Source organism: Streptomyces sp. KPB2 (genome assembly GCF_003950055.1).
Lineage (GTDB): Bacteria > Actinomycetota > Actinomycetes > Streptomycetales > Streptomycetaceae > Streptomyces > Streptomyces salinarius.
Genome location: NZ_CP034353.1, coordinates 1,024,385 through 1,042,716 on the forward strand (window position 1 = coordinate 1,024,385; position 18,332 = coordinate 1,042,716).

General features: G+C 72.4%; 17 protein-coding genes. 6 read left to right on the forward strand and 11 right to left on the reverse strand.

Annotation, left to right across the window (positions count from 1 at the left end; translation table 11 throughout):
• Positions 1-184: 184 nt before the first annotated feature.
• The 7 genes from D1J63_RS04555 to D1J63_RS04585 all read right to left on the reverse strand — a co-directional run bounded on the left by D1J63_RS04555 (position 185) and on the right by D1J63_RS04585 (position 7,245).
• Complete coding sequence (locus tag D1J63_RS04555; RefSeq protein WP_164712717.1) at positions 185-964, reverse strand: ABC transporter ATP-binding protein; 780 nt, start codon at positions 962-964, stop codon at positions 185-187.
• Entirely contained in the window at positions 957-1,886 is a 930-nt protein-coding gene (locus tag D1J63_RS04560; RefSeq protein ID WP_125627832.1) for an ABC transporter permease, read from the reverse strand. The genes D1J63_RS04555 and D1J63_RS04560 overlap by 8 nt, the downstream gene beginning before the upstream one ends.
• A 105-nt stretch (positions 1,887-1,991) precedes the next feature.
• Positions 1,992-2,864 carry a glycosyltransferase gene (locus D1J63_RS04565; protein ID WP_125635193.1) on the reverse strand — a complete coding sequence of 291 codons (873 nt, stop codon included), beginning with the start codon at positions 2,862-2,864 and terminating at the stop codon, positions 1,992-1,994.
• A gap of 8 nt (positions 2,865-2,872) precedes the next feature.
• Positions 2,873-3,652 carry a CDP-alcohol phosphatidyltransferase family protein gene (locus tag D1J63_RS04570; protein ID WP_164418023.1) on the reverse strand — a complete coding sequence of 260 codons (780 nt, stop codon included), beginning with the start codon at positions 3,650-3,652 and terminating at the stop codon, positions 2,873-2,875.
• Positions 3,630-4,691: an iron-containing alcohol dehydrogenase family protein gene (locus D1J63_RS04575; protein ID WP_102931730.1), complete on the reverse strand. Its 1,062-nt coding sequence runs from the start codon at positions 4,689-4,691 to the stop codon at positions 3,630-3,632. Before D1J63_RS04575 ends, D1J63_RS04570 begins: the two co-directional genes overlap by 23 nt.
• Positions 4,679-5,431, reverse strand: coding sequence for a phosphocholine cytidylyltransferase family protein (locus tag D1J63_RS04580; protein ID WP_102931731.1), 753 nt, complete (start codon positions 5,429-5,431; stop codon positions 4,679-4,681). The genes D1J63_RS04575 and D1J63_RS04580 overlap by 13 nt, the downstream gene beginning before the upstream one ends.
• The gene (locus tag D1J63_RS04585; protein WP_125627833.1) at positions 5,428-7,245 is read right to left on the reverse strand and encodes a DUF5941 domain-containing protein; all 1,818 of its coding nucleotides are present in this window, start codon (positions 7,243-7,245) and stop codon (positions 5,428-5,430) included. Before D1J63_RS04585 ends, D1J63_RS04580 begins: the two co-directional genes overlap by 4 nt.
• Before the next feature lie 476 nt (positions 7,246-7,721).
• On the opposite strand from D1J63_RS04585, the gene D1J63_RS04595 reads away from it, so the two are divergent.
• Positions 7,722-8,660: a cation diffusion facilitator family transporter gene (locus D1J63_RS04595; protein WP_125627835.1), complete on the forward strand. Its 939-nt coding sequence runs from the start codon at positions 7,722-7,724 to the stop codon at positions 8,658-8,660.
• Between the two features lie 294 nt (positions 8,661-8,954).
• Positions 8,955-9,548: an isopentenyl-diphosphate Delta-isomerase gene (idi, locus tag D1J63_RS04600; RefSeq protein ID WP_102931735.1), complete on the forward strand. Its 594-nt coding sequence runs from the start codon at positions 8,955-8,957 to the stop codon at positions 9,546-9,548.
• A 97-nt stretch (positions 9,549-9,645) separates the two neighbouring features.
• On the opposite strand, the gene D1J63_RS04605 is transcribed toward idi, so the two are convergent.
• Positions 9,646-10,098: an ATP-binding protein gene (locus D1J63_RS04605; RefSeq protein WP_164713150.1), complete on the reverse strand. Its 453-nt coding sequence runs from the start codon at positions 10,096-10,098 to the stop codon at positions 9,646-9,648.
• Positions 10,099-10,336: 238 nt separating this feature from the next.
• On the opposite strand from D1J63_RS04605, the gene D1J63_RS04610 reads away from it, so the two are divergent.
• Entirely contained in the window at positions 10,337-11,092 is a 756-nt protein-coding gene (locus D1J63_RS04610; protein ID WP_102931736.1) for an enoyl-CoA hydratase/isomerase family protein, read from the forward strand.
• On the opposite strand, the gene D1J63_RS04615 is transcribed toward D1J63_RS04610, so the two are convergent.
• Together D1J63_RS04615 and D1J63_RS04620 are read right to left on the reverse strand one after the other, a co-directional pair.
• A complete protein-coding gene (locus D1J63_RS04615; protein WP_125627836.1) occupies positions 11,079-11,714 on the reverse strand; it encodes a DJ-1/PfpI family protein in 636 nt (211 codons plus the stop codon). The genes D1J63_RS04610 and D1J63_RS04615 overlap by 14 nt on opposite strands.
• 48 nt (positions 11,715-11,762) lie before the next feature.
• Positions 11,763-12,740 carry a GlxA family transcriptional regulator gene (locus tag D1J63_RS04620; RefSeq protein WP_125627837.1) on the reverse strand — a complete coding sequence of 326 codons (978 nt, stop codon included), beginning with the start codon at positions 12,738-12,740 and terminating at the stop codon, positions 11,763-11,765.
• A gap of 113 nt (positions 12,741-12,853) precedes the next feature.
• Between D1J63_RS04620 and D1J63_RS04625 the strand changes: the two genes are divergently transcribed.
• The 3 genes from D1J63_RS04625 (at position 12,854) to D1J63_RS04630 (ending at position 16,414) form a co-directional block, all read left to right on the forward strand.
• Complete coding sequence (locus tag D1J63_RS04625) at positions 12,854-13,723, forward strand: hypothetical protein (RefSeq protein WP_164712718.1); 870 nt, start codon at positions 12,854-12,856, stop codon at positions 13,721-13,723.
• 117 nt (positions 13,724-13,840) lie between these two features.
• Positions 13,841-13,972 carry an LPFR motif small protein gene (locus D1J63_RS37535; protein WP_254882128.1) on the forward strand — a complete coding sequence of 44 codons (132 nt, stop codon included), beginning with the start codon at positions 13,841-13,843 and terminating at the stop codon, positions 13,970-13,972.
• Between the two features lie 114 nt (positions 13,973-14,086).
• The gene (locus D1J63_RS04630) at positions 14,087-16,414 is read left to right on the forward strand and encodes a Tex family protein (protein WP_125627839.1); all 2,328 of its coding nucleotides are present in this window, start codon (positions 14,087-14,089) and stop codon (positions 16,412-16,414) included.
• A 192-nt stretch (positions 16,415-16,606) separates the two neighbouring features.
• On the opposite strand, the gene D1J63_RS04635 is transcribed toward D1J63_RS04630, so the two are convergent.
• Complete coding sequence (locus D1J63_RS04635) at positions 16,607-18,247, reverse strand: ABC-F family ATP-binding cassette domain-containing protein (RefSeq protein ID WP_125627840.1); 1,641 nt, start codon at positions 18,245-18,247, stop codon at positions 16,607-16,609.
• Between the last annotated feature and the right edge of the window lie 85 nt (positions 18,248-18,332).

Here is an 18,332-nt window from a genome sequence, read left to right on the forward strand (position 1 = left end):
GTGCCGCGTTTCGGGACCGGTACAGCTTACGTTGTACAACTCACGGGCGTCCGTCGGGGTGCACAGCGCATCACAACAACACACCGATTGGCTTCAAGATTCCTGAGAACGCGAGGAGTTGACGTTTCCTTTGCAGACGCGGGGCCCCGCCGGAACAGTTGCGGCGGGGCCCCGGCGTGTCGGGCTACTTGCCCGTGAACTTCTCGTACTCCTTGAGCACCTCGTCGGTCGGGCCGTCCATGCGCAGCTCGCCGCGCTCCAGCCACAGGACCCGGTTGCAGGTGTCGCGGATGGACTTGTTGTTGTGGCTGACCAGGAAGATGGTGCCGGCCTTCTTCTTCAGTTCCCGGATGCGCTCCTCGGAGCGGGTCTGGAACTTGCGGTCGCCGGTGGCCAGCGCCTCGTCGATCATCAGGACGTCGTGGTCCTTGGCGGCGGCGATGGAGAACCGCAGCCGGGCCGCCATGCCGGAGGAGTAGGTGCGCATCGGCAGGGTGATGAAGTCGCCCTTCTCGTTGATGCCGGAGAAGTCGACGATCTCCTGGTACCGCTCCTTGATCTGCTCGCGGGACATGCCCATGGCCAGGCCGCCGAGGATGACGTTCCGCTCGCCGGTCAGGTCGTTCATCAGGGCGGCGTTCACGCCGAGCAGGGAGGGCTGGCCGTCGGTGTAGACCTTGCCGCGCTCGGCCGGCAGCAGGCCCGCGATGGCCCGCAGCAGCGTCGACTTGCCGGAGCCGTTGGAGCCGATCAGGCCGATGGCCTCACCCCGGTAGGCGGTGAAGGAGACGCCGCGCACGGCGTGCACCTTGCGCACACCCCGTTCCTCGCCGCGCTTCAGGATGCGGCTCAGGGCGGCGGTGGCGCTGCCCTTGCCGGTCCTGGCGCCGTTGACGCGGTAGACGATGTGCAGTTCGTCCGCGATGACCGTCGGCACCCGCTGGTCCTGCTGCTGCTCAGCCACGGCCGTACCTCTCCTCCGCCTTCCAGAAGTACACGAAGCCGCCCGCGGCGAGGACCACGGCCCAGCCGAGCCCGACCGCCCACACGTGCGGCGGCAGGTTCTCGGAGCCGTACCCGTCGATCAGCGCGAAGCGGATCAGGTCCATGTAGACGGCGGCCGGGTTCCACTGGAGCACGTCGGCGATCCAGGTCGGCTTGTCCTCCAGCATGATCGGGATGGAGAACATGACGCCCGACGCGTACATCCAGGTCCGCATGATGAACGGCATCAGCTGGGCCAGGTCCGGCGTCTTGGCGCCCATGCGGGCCACGATCAGCGCCAGCCCCATGTTGAACAGGAACTGCAAGACGAGCGCCGGGATCACCAGCAGCCAGGACAGCGAGGGGTAGCTGCCGAAGCCGATGACCACCGCGAACAGGACGATCATCGAGGCCAGCAACTGCTGGAGCTGCTGGAGAGCGAACGAGATGGGCAGCGAGGCCCGCGGGAAGTGCAGGGCCCGCACCAGTCCGAGGTTGCCGGAGATGGCGCGCACGCCCGCCATCGCGGAGGACTGGGTGAAGGTGAAGACGAACACACCCGTCACCAGGAACGGGATGTACACGTCCTTGGGCATGCCCCGGCCCGCGTTCAGGATCAGACCGAAGATCGCGAAGTAGACGAACGCGTTCAGCAGCGGGGTGGCCACCTGCCACAGCTGGCCGAGCTTGGCCTGGCTGTACTGGGCGGTCAGCTTCGCCTGGGAGAAGGCGAGGATGAAGTGCCGCCGCCCCCAGAGCTGACGGACGTACTCCACGAGGGAAGGTCTGGCACCGCTCACCGACAGCCCGTACTTGGCGGCGAGCCGGGCCGGTGTGAGGCCCTCGTCGGGCGACACGGGCTTGGTCATGGCGACCGTGCCGTCGTGCGTTGTCTCACTCACTGGTGGATACTTTCGTCTTCGAATGCTCGGCCGCGCGGGCCTGCCGTGGACTTGGACCTGGTGGCCCTCCGGCCGGAGGGCCGGAACGCTCTCGGTACGAGCTTGTCAGATCACCGGGGGGCGGCCCAGCCGGGTCAGGCGCCACACCGTACGCCACCGCATCGGCCGGCGGGGACCGCACGGGGTGGCCCAGCCCTCGCGGAAGCCGCCGAACCAGGCCTTGAGCGCGGGGCGCGACGGGCGGCGCAGCAGGGTGAGCGCCATCCACACGCCGAGGTAGACCGGAATCAGGAGCGCGGGGAGGTTGCGGCGGGCGAGCCAGACGCGGTTGCGCGCGACCATGCGGTGGTAGACGGCGTGCCGGGAGGGCGCGGTCGTGGGGTGGTTCAGCACCATGTCGGACCGGTAGTCGATCATCCAGCCCGCGTCGAGGGCCCGCCAGGCGAGGTCGGTCTCCTCGTGGGCGTAGAAGAAGGCGTCCGGCAGCCCGCCGACCTGGCCGAGGACGCGGGTGCGCACCGCGTTGGCGCCGCCGAGGAAGGTGGTGACCCGGGAGGAGCGCATCGGGTCGGAGGCGCGCAGCCGCGGGACGTGCCGGCGCTGGGTCTCGCCGGTGTCCGGGTCGGCGATGCGGAAGCTGATGATGCCCAGGTCGTCGTCGGCCGCGAACGCCTCGCGGCACAGCTCGGCGGTGTCGGTGCGGGCGAGCAGGCCGTCGTCGTCGAGGAAGAGCAGGATGTCGACGTCGCCGCCGCCCGGTCCGAAGGCCTCGATGCCGACGTTGCGGCCGCCGGGGATGCCCAGGTTCTCGGGCAGCTCGACGGTGCGCACGCCCTCGGGCACCTCGGGTACGGGCGCGCCGTTGCCGACCACGACGACCTGGACCGGGTCGCCCTCCTGCTTGGCGACCGAGTCGAGCAGGGCCCGCAGCTCCTCGGGGCGGTTGCCCATCGTGATGACGACGGCACCGACCTTCATGGGCGCGCTCACTTCAGCCTGCTGGAGGCGAGGATGGACACCAGGTGCAGCAGGGTCTGCAGCAGCGCGATGCCGGCGAGTACGGCGGTGCCGAGGCGGGTGAAGAACAGGTCGCCGCGCGCCTGGTCGACGATGGCGAGGACGAGGATCAGCAGGGACGCCTCGATGCCCAGGATCAGCCGGTGGAACTTGAGCGCCCCGGCGGCCCGGCGGGCCAGCGCCATGCCGGAGGAGCGGATCTCGGAGGCGGCCTCCTTGACCGGGGGCATCCCGTTCTGGTGCCGGGCGACGCCCACCAGGTCGGTCTCGGCCTTGATCAGGATGGCGCCGAGCGCGGCCAGGGTGCCGAGGAAGGCCCACAGCCAGTCGATGCGTCCGGTGCCCCAGATGTCGGCGGCGCGCAGGCCGAGGCCGACGAGGACGGCGGCGTCGGTCAGGTAGGCGCCGACGCGGTCCAGGTAGACCCCGCCGAGCGAGTACTGCTTGCGCCAGCGCGCGATCTCGCCGTCGACGCAGTCGAGGAGCAGGTACAGCTGGACCGCGACCACGCCGAGCACGGCGCCCCAGACGCCCGGCACGAGCAGCGCCGGGGCGGCGAGCACGCCGCAGACGGTCATCAGGTACGTGAGCTGGTTGGGCGTGATCCTGGTGTTCACCAGGTAGCGGTCGATCCGCAGCGAGACCTCGCGCATGTAGAGGCGTCCCGCCCAGTGCTCACCGCTGCGCCGGTCCTTGACTCCCGCGGGATGGACGACCGGGCGTAGTTCAGCTACCGATGGCCTTGACATAGTCGGCGTACAGGTCCTTGATCTGGTCGGTTTTCAGGTCGAGGTGCTCGAGGATCGTGTAGCGGCCGGGCCGCGTCTGGGGGGCGAACTCCACGGCCCGGAAGAACTCCTCGGGCGTGAACCCGATCTCCTCGGGCAGCACCGGCAGCCCGTGCCGCCGCAGGACCTCGGCCATCTGGGCGGACTCCTCGTGGGCCCCGCGCAGGAACATCGCGAAGGCCGCGCCCAGGCCGCACTGCTCGCCGTGGGAGGCCGCGCGGGTGGGGAAGAGCAGGTCGAAGGCGTGGTTGATCTCGTGGCAGGCGCCGGAGGCGGGCCGCGAGTCGCCGGAGACCGACATGGCGATGCCGGTGAGGACCAGTGCCTCGGCCAGCACCTGGAGGAAGTCGTTGTCGCCGATGCCGCCGGGGTGCCGGAGCACGGCCTCGCCGGCCTGGCGGGCCATCGCGGCGGCCAGGCCGTCGATCTTCTCGCCCTTGACCCGGTTGGCCAGCTCCCAGTCCGCGATCGCGGAGACGTTGGAGACGGCGTCGCCGATGCCGGCGCGCACGAAGCGGGCCGGGGCGGCGCGCACCACGTCCAGGTCGATGACGACGGCGATCGGGTTCGGCACGCCGTAGGAGCCGCGGCCCGCGTCGTTGTCGAGGGTGGCGACCGGCGAGCACAGTCCGTCGTGCGCGAGGTTGGTCGGCACGGCGACCAGCGGGAGGCCGATGCGTGCCGCCGCGAACTTGGCGCAGTCGATGATCTTGCCGCCGCCGAGGCCGACGACCGCGTCGTAGTGGCCGCCCTTCATGGCACCGGCCAGCTTGATCGCGTCGTCCAGCGTGCCGCCGCCGACCTCGAACCAGTCGGCGCCGGGCAGCGACGGGGCGACGCGCTCGCGCAGCCGGGCGCCGGAGCCGCCGCTGACGGCGACGGCGAGCTTGCCCGAGTGGGAGATGCGTTCGTCGGCGAGTACGCATCCCAGGTCGTCGAGGGCACCCGCGCGGATGTCCACGACGACCGGCGACGGGATGAGCCTCGTCAGTACTGGCACGCGATCTCCCTGCCCTTGGCGAGGTCGTCGTGGTTGTCGATCTCGACCCACTTGACGTCGCCGATCGGCGCCACGTCGACCTTGAAGCCGCGGTTGACGAGCTCCTGGTAACCGTCCTCGTAGTACAGCTGCGGGTCGCGCTCGAAGGTGGCCTTCAGCGCGTCGGCCAGGTCGGCGGCGGCCTCGCCCTCGATGAGGGTGACGCCGATGTACTCGCCGGTCGCCTCGGCCGGGTCCATCAGCTTGGTGATGCGCTGGACGCCCTTGTCGGGGTCGACGACGACCTTCATCTCCTCCTCGGCGAGGTTCTTCACCGTGTCGAGGGCGAGGATGATCTTCTTGCCGTCGCCGCGGGCGGCGAGCAGGGTCTTCTCGACGGAGACAGGGTGCACGGTGTCGCCGTTGGCGAGGATCACGCCGTCCTTGAGGGCGTCACGGCCGCACCACAGGGAGTAGGCGTTGTTCCACTCCTCGGCCTTGTCGTTGTCGATCAGGGTGAGCTTGACGCCGTACTTCTGCTCCAGCGCCTCCTTGCGGTCGTACACGGCCTCCTTGCGGTAGCCGACGATGATCCCGACCTCGGTCAGGCCGACCTCGGCGAAGTTGGCCAGCGTCAGGTCCAGGACCGTGATGCTGTCCTCCGCGCCCTCGGGGCCGACCGGGACCAGTGCCTTGGGCAGGATGTCGGTGTAGGGGCGCAGACGGCGTCCGGCGCCGGCCGCCAGCACGAGGCCGATCATGCGGGTTCTCCTTCGTCGTGTACGGCGGGTGCGCCGACCTTGTGGGCGGCGACCCAGAAGCGGATGCTCTCGACGAGCACCACGAGTGCCACGGCCACGGCGAGGACCGTGAGCGCGAGCTTGAACTGTGGGGCGGTGAGCAGCGCGGCCAGCACGCAGATCACCAGCGTGCGGCCCTCGTGCCCACCGATCGTCCGCACCAGCCACTGCGGCGGCGCGCCCGCGTCGCCGCGGATGCGGTAGACCGTGTCGTAGTGATGGTAGGCGACCGCGGCCACCAGCCCGAAAGCCGCCGGAAGGGCCCCGTTCACGTCGGCCTTCGCCGCCAGGAACAGGACGGTGAGGTATTCGGCGGCCCGGAAGAACGGCGGGACCAGCCAGTCCAGGGCGCCCTTGAGGGGGCGGGCGACGGCGAGCGCGGAGGTCAGCAGGTACACGATCGCGGCGACGAGCGGCCAGGGGCCGCCGAAGTCGGTGAGCGCGGCGGTGGCGACGACGGCGGCGCCGCCGAGGAGGGCCACGGCGGGGGCGGTGATCGCGGGCAGCCGGCGGGCGGTGCCGCGCAGCCCCCTGGCGGCGGCCTCGGCGAGCGGTCCCGAGTCGGCGAGGTCGGCCAGCGCCTTCGCCGCCCGGTCGGTGCGGGTGGCCCTGCGGGTCAGCGAGCGCAGCACGCGGCCGGCGGTGGTGTAGGTCGCGGAGAACGCGCAGCCGATCAGCAGCGCGTAGAAGGTGACCCGGGGCGTGGTGAGCGCGGTCAGCACGGCGATCATGGCCCAGCGTTCGCCGATCGGCAGCACGATCATGCGGCGCACCCAGACCGTCCAGCCGACGCTGTCGAGCTTGTCGGAGAGGGCGGCGGTGGGGCTGGTGTTGGCGGTGGCGTCGTGATTGGCCTCGTTGAAGGAGAAGTCGACGACGTGCCGGCAGGTCTGGAGGACCATCGCGCCGAGGGCGAGGGCCCACACGTCGTCCCCGCCGCGGGCGGCGCCGAGGGCGAGGCCCGCGTAGTAGGCGTACTCCTTGGCGCGGTCGAAGGTGGCGTCGAGCCAGGCGCCGAGCGTGGAGTACTGCAGGGAGTAGCGGGCGAGCTGTCCGTCGGTGCAGTCGAGGACGAAGGAGGCGATGAGCAGCACGCCGGCGGCGACGAAGCCGCCTCGGGTGCCGGTGGCGGCGCAGCCCGCCGCTATGAGCGCGGTGATCAGCGAGGCGGTGGTGACCTGGTTGGGGGTCAGTCCGCGGCGCGCGCACCAGCGGGCGATGTAGCGGGAGTACGGGCTGATGAAGAAGGTGGTGACGAAGCCGTCGCGGGCCTTGACCGCCGACTTCAGGCGTACGGCCTCGTCGTCGACGGCGGCGACGGCCTGCCGGGCCTCGTTGCGGGCCTGCGGGTCGGCGGGGACGGCGGCGACGAGACTGCCCAGTTCAGGGCGGTGCACGTCGGCGCCGTCGGCGTCGAGGGCGGCGGTGATCCGGTCGGCGAGGCTGTCCACGGCGAGCACGGTGCCGCCGCCGGCGGAGTTCTCGCGGGCCATCGCGCGGGTCAGCGCCTGGCGGGCGGCCGGCTGGGCGGTCACGGCGCCCGGGATCGCGGCGAGCGGGAAGCGGGGGTCGGTGAGGCCGAGGCGCAGGGCGTGCGGGTGGCCCACGAAGCGGGCGTCGACCACGGCGACCCGGTGCTCGCCCGGGACGCGGGCCAGCAGGGTCTCGGTGTCGGCGGCGCCGGAGGCAAGGTGCACGTCGAAGCCCAGGGACCGCAGCTCGCTCTCGATCGACGAACCGGGGACCGGCTGACCGGTGAGGATGGCGGTCGGCAACCGAACTCACTCCCTGGTGCCGGCGCCTGGGCGCCGGGCCTGTGCATGGTGGAGCGCCCGTGCCTGGGGCACCCGGGCGGCATGTCGGCAGAGGTTATCGGATGCCGGGAACGCCGTGTTCACCGCCCGTTTCACGGTCGGTCGACGCCGCTTGCACCCGCCTTCGCCGCGATCATCATCGTGGATTCGGGGCCCGCCCCACAAACCGCGCTCCCAGACCGGGCATCGCGGACATCGCAGAGTGTCGGCGGTCGTTCGCACAGGGTCAGGACGGCCCTGGGCGGGCGCTGCCGCCATTCGGCGGACGCGACGCTTCCGAATGCCCCGCAACGCGCTGACCTGCATGACGTTTCCGCAGGTCAGGGCACATGACAACGGTGTTCAGTGCCGCGTTGCCCGATACCCCCTACCCGTAGTTGACTGTCATCCGGGCACCGGGGGCCGGACGCCCTTTCGGACAAGGAGGCGGCTTTCTCATGGGGGCTGGGCACGATCACGGGCACGCGCACGGCGGGCAGGCCGGCGGGACGGTGACCGCCGCGTACCGGGGCCGGCTGCGGGTGGCGCTGGCGATCACCCTCACCGTCATGGTCGTCGAGATCGTCGGCGGTCTGGTCGCCGACTCGCTCGCGCTGATCGCCGACGCCGCGCACATGGCGACGGACGCGCTGGGGCTCGGCATGGCTCTGCTGGCCGTCCACTTCGCGAGCCGCCCGCCGAGCGACCGCCGCACCTTCGGCTACGCCCGCGCCGAGATCCTGGCCGCCCTGGCCAACTGTCTGCTGCTGCTCGGGGTGGGCGGCTACGTCCTGTACGAGGCGATCGACCGGTTCATCACGCCGGCCGACACCGCGGGCGGGCCGACCGTCGTCTTCGGTGCGATCGGCCTGGTGGCGAACATGGTGTCGCTGTCGCTGCTGATGCGCGGCCAGAAGGAGAGCCTGAACGTGCGGGGCGCCTTCCTGGAGGTGGCGGCGGATGCGCTGGGCTCCCTGGCGGTGATCGTCTCGGCGCTGGTGATCCTGGCCACCGGCTGGCAGCCCGCCGACCCGATCGCGTCGCTGCTCATCGGCCTGATGATCGTGCCCCGTACCGTGCGGCTGCTGCGCGAGACCCTGGACGTGCTGCTCGAGGCGGCCCCCAAGGGCGTGGACATCGCCGAGGTGCGCGCCCACATACTGGCCCTCGACGGGGTAGAGGACGTGCACGACCTGCATGCCTGGACCATCACCTCGGGCATGCCCGTGCTGTCGGCGCACGTGGTGGTGAACGGCGAGGCGCTGAGCGCGATCGGTCACGAGAAGATGCTGCACGAGTTGCAGGGCTGCCTGGGCGACCACTTCGACGTGGAGCACTGCACCTTCCAGCTGGAGCCGAGCGGGCACGCGGAGCACGAGGCCCGGCTGTGCCGTTGAGGCGGGGCGGCCCACCGCACGGAGGGGGCAGGGGGCGCGTACGCGGCGGGACGCGCTGTTGAACGCCCCCGTCCGCGTCCGGTCCGCGGCCGTGCCCTCCCGGGGACGGCGGGCTCGGGGGTTCCCGGAGGGCGGCGCCGGGAATGATCTTCCATCGGACCCCTGCTCGGTGTCCGGCCGGCCGCCCCCGGTGCCCGTACGGTCACCCGGGACATGCGGGTGTGCCGGGAAGTGCCGAGAGTGCCGGATTCGTACGGCACACTTGGGGCGCGAGGACCGATGTGAAGGATGGGTATGCCGATCACTCCTGCCACCGCGACGCCCAGCTCGTCGAACGGCACCGCAGACGCGATTTTGCTGGAACTGGTCGACGAGAACGGCGTGACGATCGGCACCGCGGAGAAGCTCTCCGCGCACCAGCCGCCGGGGCGGTTGCACCGCGCCTTCTCCGTGTTCCTCTTCGACGAGCGGGGGCGGCTGCTGCTCCAGCAGCGGGCGCTGGGCAAGTACCACTCCCCCGGTGTGTGGTCCAACACCTGCTGCGGTCACCCCTACCCCGGCGAGGCGCCGTTCGCGGCGGCGGCCCGGCGGACGTACGAGGAGCTGGGGGTGTCGCCCTCCCTGCTCGCCGAGGCGGGCACGGTGCGCTACAACCACCCCGACCCGGCCTCGGGGCTGGTCGAGCAGGAGTACAACCATCTCTTCGTCGGTCTGGTCCAGGCCGAGCTGCGTCCGGACCCGGAGGAAGTGGCGCAGACGGCCTTCGTCTCCCCGGCGGAGCTGACCGAGCGGCACGCGAAGGACACCTTCTCGGCGTGGTTCATGACGGTGCTCGACGCGGCCCGGCCGGCCGTCCGCGAGCTGACGGGCGCGTCCGCGGGCTGGTGACGGCGCTCCCGCCGCGGGGCGTACCCGCGGCGGGGCACCGCACGGGCGGGCACCGCACGGCGGGCACCGCACGCGGGGAGTCCTGCCGCGGAATGTCCTACCGCGGCGTGTGCTTGAGCGGCAGGGCGGCCCAGATCACCTTGCCGCCGCTCGCGGTGTGGGCGACGTCGCACGCCCCGCCCGCCTCCCGGGTCATCTCGCGCACCAGGAGCAGGCCGCGCCCGCCGGTGCGGCCGTGGTCGGTCTCCAGGGCGGTCGGGCGGTAGGGATGGTCGTCCTCCACGGCCACCCGCACCCACTCGGGCCCGACGGCGACCTCCACGGCGAGCACCGGCGAGAGCACCGCCGCGTGCCGGACCGCGTTCGTGACCAGTTCCGAGACGATCAGCAGGAGGGCCTGCGTGACGTCGTCGGAGACCGGCACGCCCTGCCGCGTCAGCAGGTCCCGCACGGCGTGCCGGGCCTGCGGCACCGAGGCGTCCACGGCGGGGGCGGTGAACCGCCAGACACCTTCGTACGGCAGCGGCCCGGCGGGCCCGGTCTCGTCCATCGTCCGGTCGCCACCCCTGGGCTCGATTGTCACCACACCCCTGAGTGTTGGTAACGCGCCGGGCCGCTCTCGGGGGCTGAACACAAGTCAGCGCATATCGAGCGGTTTCTGATCGTTGGCGCGTGACACGCGACCGTTCCTGTCCCGCCTGCTCACCGCCTGCCGACCGCGCGGAGCGCAGGGTCGCCCGGCCGCCCGGCCGCCCGGAGCGGAGGGCCGGTGGATAGCATCCGGTTCCATGGAGCCGCAGCTGCTGCACCGGGTCGCCGACTCGGTCGCCACCGTCGTCGTCCACCACCCGGCCAAGCGCAACGCCATGACGGCCGCGATGTGGCGGGCGCTGCCCCGCCTCCTCGACGACCTGGCCGCCGATCCGGGGGTGCGGGCGCTGGTGCTCACCGGTGAGGGCGCGACGTTCTGCGCCGGGGCCGACATCTCGACGCTGCGCGAGTCGGCGCAGGAGGCGCAGGAGCTGGCGGTACGGGCCGAGGAGGCCCTCGCCGCGTTCCCCAAGCCGACGCTGGCGGCGGTCCGGGGGCACTGCGTGGGCGGCGGGGCGCAGTTGGCGGCGGCCTGCGATCTGCGCTTCGCCGAGGAGACGGCGCTGTTCGGGGTGACCCCGGCCAAGCTGGGCGTCGTGTACCCGGCGTCCGCGACCCGGCGGCTGGTGGCGCTGACCGGGCCCGCCACCGCGAAGTACCTGCTGTTCAGCGGGGAGTTGATCGACGCCGCGCGGGCGCTGCGCACCGGCTTGGTGGACGAGGTGCTGCCGGAGGGCGAACTGGGCAAGCGGGTGGCGGAGTTCACCCGGGTGCTGGCATCCCGCTCGCTGCTGACGCAGTCCGCGGCGAAGGAGTTCGCGAACGGACGCACCGACCGGGACGCCCACTGGGCCGCCCAGGCACGCGGCAGCGGCGACACCGCCGAGGGCGTCGCCGCCTTCCTGGAACGCAGGCAGCCGCGCTTCGGCTGGAGCGGGCCTACGTCAGGATGAACCGGCTCCGGCCGCGGAACTCCTCTACGAGGCGCGCGGGCGCCTTGGCCGGGGATCCGGCGTCGTAGGGCGGCTGGGGATCGTACTCGGTCAGGAGCTGCACCGCCTGCGCGTGCTCGTCGCCGGCGATCCGGCCGAGCAGGGTCAGTCCCATGTCGATGCCGGAGGAGACACCGGCCGCGGTGACGTACTTGCCGTCGGTGACGACCCGCTCCCCGGTCGGCTCGGCGCCGTACCGCTTCAGGAAGTCCAGCGCCAGCCAGTGCGAGGTGGCGCGGCGCCCCGTCAGCAGCCCGGCGGCGGCGAGCAGCAGGGAACCGGTGCACACCGACGTGGTCCAGGTGCTGGTGGCGTCGGCGGCGCGCAGCCAGTCCAGCAGGGTCTCGTTCTCCATCTGCGGACTCTGACCGGGTCCGCCGGGGACGACGACGATGTCGGGGGCCGGTGCGTCCGCCAGGGTCCGGTCGGCGGTGAGCGCGAGGTTCCCGGTGTCGGTGCGGACGGGGCCGGTGTGCTCGGCGACGAAGACGGTCTCGGCGTCCGGGAGACGGCCGAGGGTCTCGTACGGGCCGACGGCGTCGAGGGCGGTGAAGCGGTCGAAGAGGACGATGGCGATCTGCACGTGGTTCCTTCCGGGGTCGGTCGGTTGACGACGGTGCGGGTACGGGTTTCAGGGGGCCGGCGCGGTCCGGAACCGGCGGCGGTACTCCGCCGGTGCGGTGCCGAGGGCCTTGACGAAGGCGCGGCGCATGGCCTCCGGCGTGCCGTAGCCGCTGGCCCGGGAGACCTCCTCGACGCCGTCGCCGGTGTCCTCGAGCAGCCGCCGGGCGTGTTCCAGCCGGACCCGGTCGACGTAGTGGCCGGGTGTCGTGCCGGTCTCCGCCTGGAAGGCACGGGCGAAGTGGCGCGGCGAGAGGCTGGCGCGGGCGGCGAGGGACTCGACGCTCAGATCGGCCTCTGGGTGCTCGGTGATCCACTGCTGGAGCTCCCTCAGCGGTTCGCGCCGTGCGGTCTGGGCGGCGAGCTGGGCACTGAACTGGGCCTGGTTCCCGGGCCTGCGCAGGAACACCACCAGGTGCCGGGCGACGGTCAGGGCGACGTCCCGGCCCAGGTCCTCCTCAACCAGCGCCAGGGCGAGGTCGATGCCGGAGGTGACGCCGGCGGACGTGGCCACGTTGCCGTCCCGGATGTAGATGGGGTCGGGATCGACGTCCACGGCCGGGTGGTCGCGGGCCAGCCGGTCGCTGTAGGCCCAGTGCGTGGTGGCGCGGCGGCCGTCCAGCAGCCCGGCCCGGGCGAGCAGGATCGCGCCGGTGCAGACGGAGACCAGCCGCCGGGGGCGTGGTCCGTGCTCACGCAGCCACGCGGTCAGGCGCGGGTCGGGGTCGCGGGTGCCCTGGCCGCCCGGGACCACCAGGGTGTCCGGCGGCGGCGCGTCGGCGAGTGCCTGGTCAGGTACGACGGTCAGACCGCTGGAGGTGCGCACGGGGGCGCCGTCCAGCGATGCCGTGCGGATCCGGTACGTGCCCGGTGTGTGCTTCTCGGCGCCCGCGAAGACCTCCACGGGGCCGGTGACGTCGAGGCTCTGCACGTCGTCGAAGAGGAGTACCAGTACGGTCCGCCCGGTGCGCCGGGTTCGCTGCGCCATACCGAGGATTCTTCGCCCGCCGGGGGACGGCCGCAATGACGAGAACCCCACCTTTCCTGCCATGCCGCGCATGGGCCCGCGGCACGTACTGAGCGGTTGGTAACGTGCGTGGCATGACAACTGCCGCGATCGACGCACGCGCGGGCCGCCGCTGCCACAACGCGCTCAACTCCCTGCACTCGACGCACTACTTCTCCCCCGACCTGGGCCGTGAGCTGGGCGCCCTGGGGGTCACCGAGGCCCCGGCGGTCAACTTCGCGGCGCGGGCCGCCGCGCTGGGTCCGGTCGGCGCCGGCGCCGTGACCGCGGCGTTCTACAACTACAAGCACGACCTCGTCGCCCGGCACGTGCCCGCCGTGTGGGAGAAGGTCACGCCCGAGCAGGCGCTGGCGGCCCGTCTGCGTGCCGTGGGCGCGACGCTGCGCCGGCTGCTGGGCGAGGAAGCCGTGGCGTCGGCCGGGATGGCGGAGGCCGCCGAGCTGGCGCTGCGCGCCGCCGAGGGCTGCTCGCGCGGCGCCCGCCCGCTCTACTCGGCCCACGCCGACCTGCCCGTGCCGGACGCCCCGCACCTGGCGTTCTGGCACGCGGCGACCCTGCTGCGCGAGCACCGGGGCGACGGCCACCTCGCCGCGTTGGTGACCGCGGGCCTGGACGGGCTGGAGGCACTGGTGACGCACACCGCGACCGGCAAGGGCCTGGCACCGAAGTGGGTCTTCACCACCCGGGGCTGGACCCGGGAGGAGTGGGACGCGGCCGTCGGACGGCTGCGCGAGCGCGGGCTGGTCGACGCGGCCGGCGAGCTGACCGAGGAGGGCACGGCCCTGCGCGAGGGGATCGAACGGGAGACGGACCGGCTGGACGCGGCCCCCTACGCACATCTGGGGGCGGAGGGCGTGGCACGCCTGACGGAGCTCGCGTCGGGCTTCGCGCGTACGGCGCTCGGAGCGGGTGCCTTCCCGGCGGACCTGCTCGCCAAGCGCTGACGGGCCGACGACACGCCCGGGCGTGCACAGCGGGCGTACGGGAGGGCATACGGCGCCGGTACGGAGGTACCCGTACGTCTCCCGGCCTGGGCGGCCGGGAGACGAAAGGGGCAACTCGTGTTCCGTGCCATCGCAGACGTACTGCGCCAGATCGGTGGCGCAGTCGCCACCGTGGTGACGCTTCCCTTCCGGGCCCTGGCCCGGCTGTTCGGCGGGGCCTCCTCCGCCTCCCGGGGCCGCCGGGTCTGATCCCGGGCCGCCTCCGCACCGGTTTCGGCCTCCGGGGCGGCGCCCTGATCCCCGATTGTCGTCGCCACCTGCCACAATTGCCGCGCAACCTCAGTGAGAAGGCGGTACGGGATCGTGACGACACCCGACGTAGGGTCCATCGAAAGCAGGATCGCCGACGAGCTCGGCGTACGGGAGCGGCAGGTGAAGGCCGCGGTCGAGCTGCTCGACGGCGGCTCGACGGTGCCCTTCATCGCCCGCTACCGCAAGGAAGCGACCGAGATGCTCGACGACGCGCAGCTGCGCACGCTCGAGGAGCGGCTGCGCTATCTGCGGGAGCTGGAGGAGCGGCGGGCGGCGATCCTCGACTCGGTCCGCGAGCAGGGCAAGCTCACCGAGGAGCTGGAGGCGCGCATCCGCACGGCGGAGACCAAGGCGCGCCTGGAGGACGTCTACCTGCCGTTCAAGCCGAAGCGGCGCACGAAGGCGCAGATCGCGCGCGAAGCGGGTCTGGAGCCGCTGGCCGAGGGCCTGCTCGCCGACGCGTCGGTGGACCCGGTGGCCGCTGCGGCCGCGTTCGTCGACGCCGACAAGGGCGTGGCCGACCCGCAGGCCGCGCTGGACGGGGCGCGCTCGATCCTCACGGAGAAGTTCTCGGAGGACGCCGACCTGATCGGCGAGCTGCGCGAGCGGATGTGGGGGCGCGGGCGGCTCGCCGCCAAGGTGAAGGACGGCAAGGAGGAGGCCGGCGCCAAGTTCGCCGACTACTTCGACTTCGCCGAGCCGTTCACCGAGCTGCCCTCGCACCGTGTGCTCGCGATGCTGCGCGGCGAGAAGGAGGACGTGCTCGACCTCGTCCTGGAGCCCGAGGAGCCCACCGAGGGACCATCGTCGTACGAGGCGATCGTCGCGAGCCGGTTCGGGATCGCGGACCGGGGCCGGCCCGCGGACAAGTGGCTGGTGGACACCGTCCGCTGGGCCTGGCGCACCCGCATTCTGGTCCATCTCGGCATCGACCTCAGGCTGCGCCTGCGCACCGCGGCGGAGGACGAGGCGGTGAACGTGTTCGCCGCCAACCTGCGCGACCTGCTGCTGGCCGCCCCGGCCGGCACCCGCGCGACGCTCGGCCTCGACCCCGGTTTCCGTACCGGTGTGAAGGTCGCCGTGGTCGACGCGACCGGCAAGGTCGTGGCCACGGACGTGATCCACCCGCACGTGCCCGCCAACCGCTGGGACGAGGCGATCGCCAAGCTGGCGCGGCTGGCGAAGGAGCACGCGGTCGAACTGGTCGCCATCGGCAACGGCACGGCCTCCCGCGAGACCGACAAGCTCGCCGGGGAACTCATCTCCAAGCACCCGGAGTTGAAGCTCACCAAGGTCATGGTGTCCGAGGCGGGCGCCTCCGTGTACTCGGCCTCCGCCTTCGCCTCCCAGGAACTGCCCGACATGGACGTCTCGCTGCGCGGCGCGGTGTCGATCGCCCGGCGGCTGCAGGACCCGCTGGCCGAACTGGTGAAGATCGACCCGAAGTCGATCGGCGTCGGCCAGTACCAGCACGACCTCTCCGAGGTGAAGCTGTCCCGCTCGCTGGACGCGGTGGTCGAGGACTGTGTGAACGGCGTGGGGGTGGACGTCAACACGGCCTCCGCGCCGCTGCTGGCCCGGGTCTCCGGCATCACCTCCGGGCTCGCCGAGAACATCGTGGCGCACCGGGACGCGAACGGGCCGTTCACGTCGCGGACGGCGCTGAAGAAGGTGTCGCGGCTCGGTCCCAAGGCCTACGAGCAGTGCGCGGGCTTCCTGCGGATCCGGGGCGGCGACGACCCGCTGGACGCGTCCAGCGTGCACCCCGAGGCGTACCCCGTGGTGCGGCGGATGGTGAAGACCGCCGGGCAGGAGGTGGCCGGGCTGATCGGCAACACGTCGGTGCTGCGGTCGCTGCGGCCGGACCAGTTCGTGGACGAGACGTTCGGTCTGCCGACGGTCACGGACATTCTGCGCGAGCTGGAGAAGCCGGGGCGCGACCCGCGGCCCGCCTTCAAGACGGCCACCTTCAAGGAGGGCGTGGAGAAGATCTCCGACCTGGCGTCCGGGATGGTGCTGGAGGGGGTCGTCACGAACGTCGCCGCGTTCGGGGCGTTCGTGGACGTCGGTGTGCATCAGGACGGGCTGGTGCATGTGTCGGCCATGTCGAAGACGTTCGTGAAGGATCCGCGGGACGTGGTGAAGCCCGGGGACATCGTGAAGGTGAAGGTGATGGACGTCGACATTCCGCGGAAGCGGATCTCGTTGACGTTGCGGCTGGACGACGAAGCGGCTCCGCAGGGGGAGCCGAAGAAGGAGCGGGGCGGCAGGCCGCCTCGGCAGCGGAAGGCCGTCGGCGGTAAGGGGCGGCCGGCGTCGACGCCTGCTCCGTCCAACGGGGCGATGGCGGACGCGTTGCGGCGGGCCGGGTTGGCGTAGGGCTCCCGCGGCTGGGGCGGGCGGGGGTGGGGGTGCGACCCGGCGTTGCGGGGTGCCTCCCCCACTCTCGGCTTCGCTCGAGCGGGAGGTGCCCCCACCGCCCACCCGTGCCGCCCCAGCGGCACGACTGCCCGCAGCTGCGGCTGCTGCGGGTGCGGCTGCTGCGGCTGCTGCGGCTGCGGCTGCGGGCAGCTAGCGTTCTGTGACCTTGCCGTTTGCCACCTCCAGGCGGCGGGTCACGTGTACCGCGTTCAGCATGCGGCGGTCGTGGGTGACGAGGAGGAGCGTGCCCTCGTAGGCGTCCAGGGCCGATTCGAGTTGTTCGATGGCCGGCAGGTCGAGGTGGTTGGTCGGCTCGTCCAGGACCAGGAGGTTGACACCCCGGCCCTGGAGGAGGGCGAGGGCGGCCCGGGTGCGCTCGCCGGGTGAGAGGCTCGACGCCGGGCGGGTGACGTGATCCGCCTTGAGGCCGAACTTGGCCAGCAGGGTGCGGATCTCCGCCGGCTCCGTGTCGGGGACGGCGGGACGGAAGGCGTCCAGCAGGCTCTCGGGGCCGTGGAACAGCTTGCGGGCCTGGTCGACCTCGCCGAGCAGGACGCCGGAGCCGAGCGCCGCGTGCCCGGCGTCGAGCGGGACCCGGCCGAGGAGGGCGCCGAGGAGCGTGGACTTGCCCGCGCCGTTGGCTCCCGTCACCGCCACCCGGTCCGCCCAGTCGATCTGGAGGGAGACCGGGCCGAGCACGAAGTCGCCGCGCCTGACCTCGGCGTCGCGCAGGGTGGCGACGACCGCGCCCGAGCGGGGTGCCGACGCGATCTCCATCCGCAGCTCCCATTCCTTGCGCGGTTCCTCGACGACCTCCAGGCGTTCGATCATGCGCTGGGTCTGACGGGCCTTCGCGGCCTGCTTCTCGCTGGCCTCGCTGCGGAACTTGCGGCCGATCTTGTCGTTGTCGTTGCCCGCCTTGCGCCGGGCGTTCTTGACGCCCTTGTCCATCCAGGCGCGTTGCGTCTGGGCCCGGTCCTGGAGGGAGGCCCGCTTGTCGGCGTACTCCTCGTACTCGTCGCGGGCGTGCCGGCGGGCCACCTCGCGCTCCTCCAGGTACGCCTCGTAGCCGCCGCCGTAGAGGTTGATCTGCCGCTGGGCGAGGTCGAGTTCGAGGACCTTGGTGACGGTGCGGGTGAGGAACTCGCGGTCGTGGCTGACGACGACGGTGCCGGCGCGCAGGCCGGTCACGAAGCGTTCGAGGCGTTCCAGGCCGTCCAGGTCGAGGTCGTTGGTCGGCTCGTCGAGGAGGAAGACGTCGTAGCGGGACAGGAGGAGGGAGGCGAGGCCGGCGCGGGCCGCCTGGCCGCCGGAGAGCGAGGTCATCGGCTGGTCCAGGTCGACGGTCAGGCCCAGCGCCTCGGCGGTCTCCTCGGCCCGGTCGTCGAGGTCCGCACCGCCGAGGGCCAGCCAGCGCTCCAGCGCGCTGGCGTAGGCGTCGTCGGCTCCGGGGGCGCCGTCGACCAGGGCCTGGGTGGCCTCGTCCATGGCGCGCTGGGCGTCGGTGACGCCGGTGCGGCGGGCCAGGAACTCCCGGACGCTCTCGCCGGGGCGGCGCTCCGGCTCCTGCGGGAGGTGGCCGACGGTGGCGGTGGGCGGGGACAGACGCAGCTCGCCCTCCTCCGGTGCGGTCAGCCCGGCGAGCATCCGCAGGAGGGTGGACTTGCCCGCGCCGTTGGCCCCGACGAGGCCGATCACGTCGCCGGGTGCGACGACGAGGTCGAGCCCGGTGAACAGGGAGCGGTCGCCGTGGCCGGCGGCGAGGTCTTTGGCGACGAGGGTGGCAGTCATCAGACCGTAGATCCTAGTCGCGGCCCGGCGTCCGCTCGGCCGGGCCGGTGGCGGGGCCGCTCCGGGCGCGGTCCGGGGCGTTCGG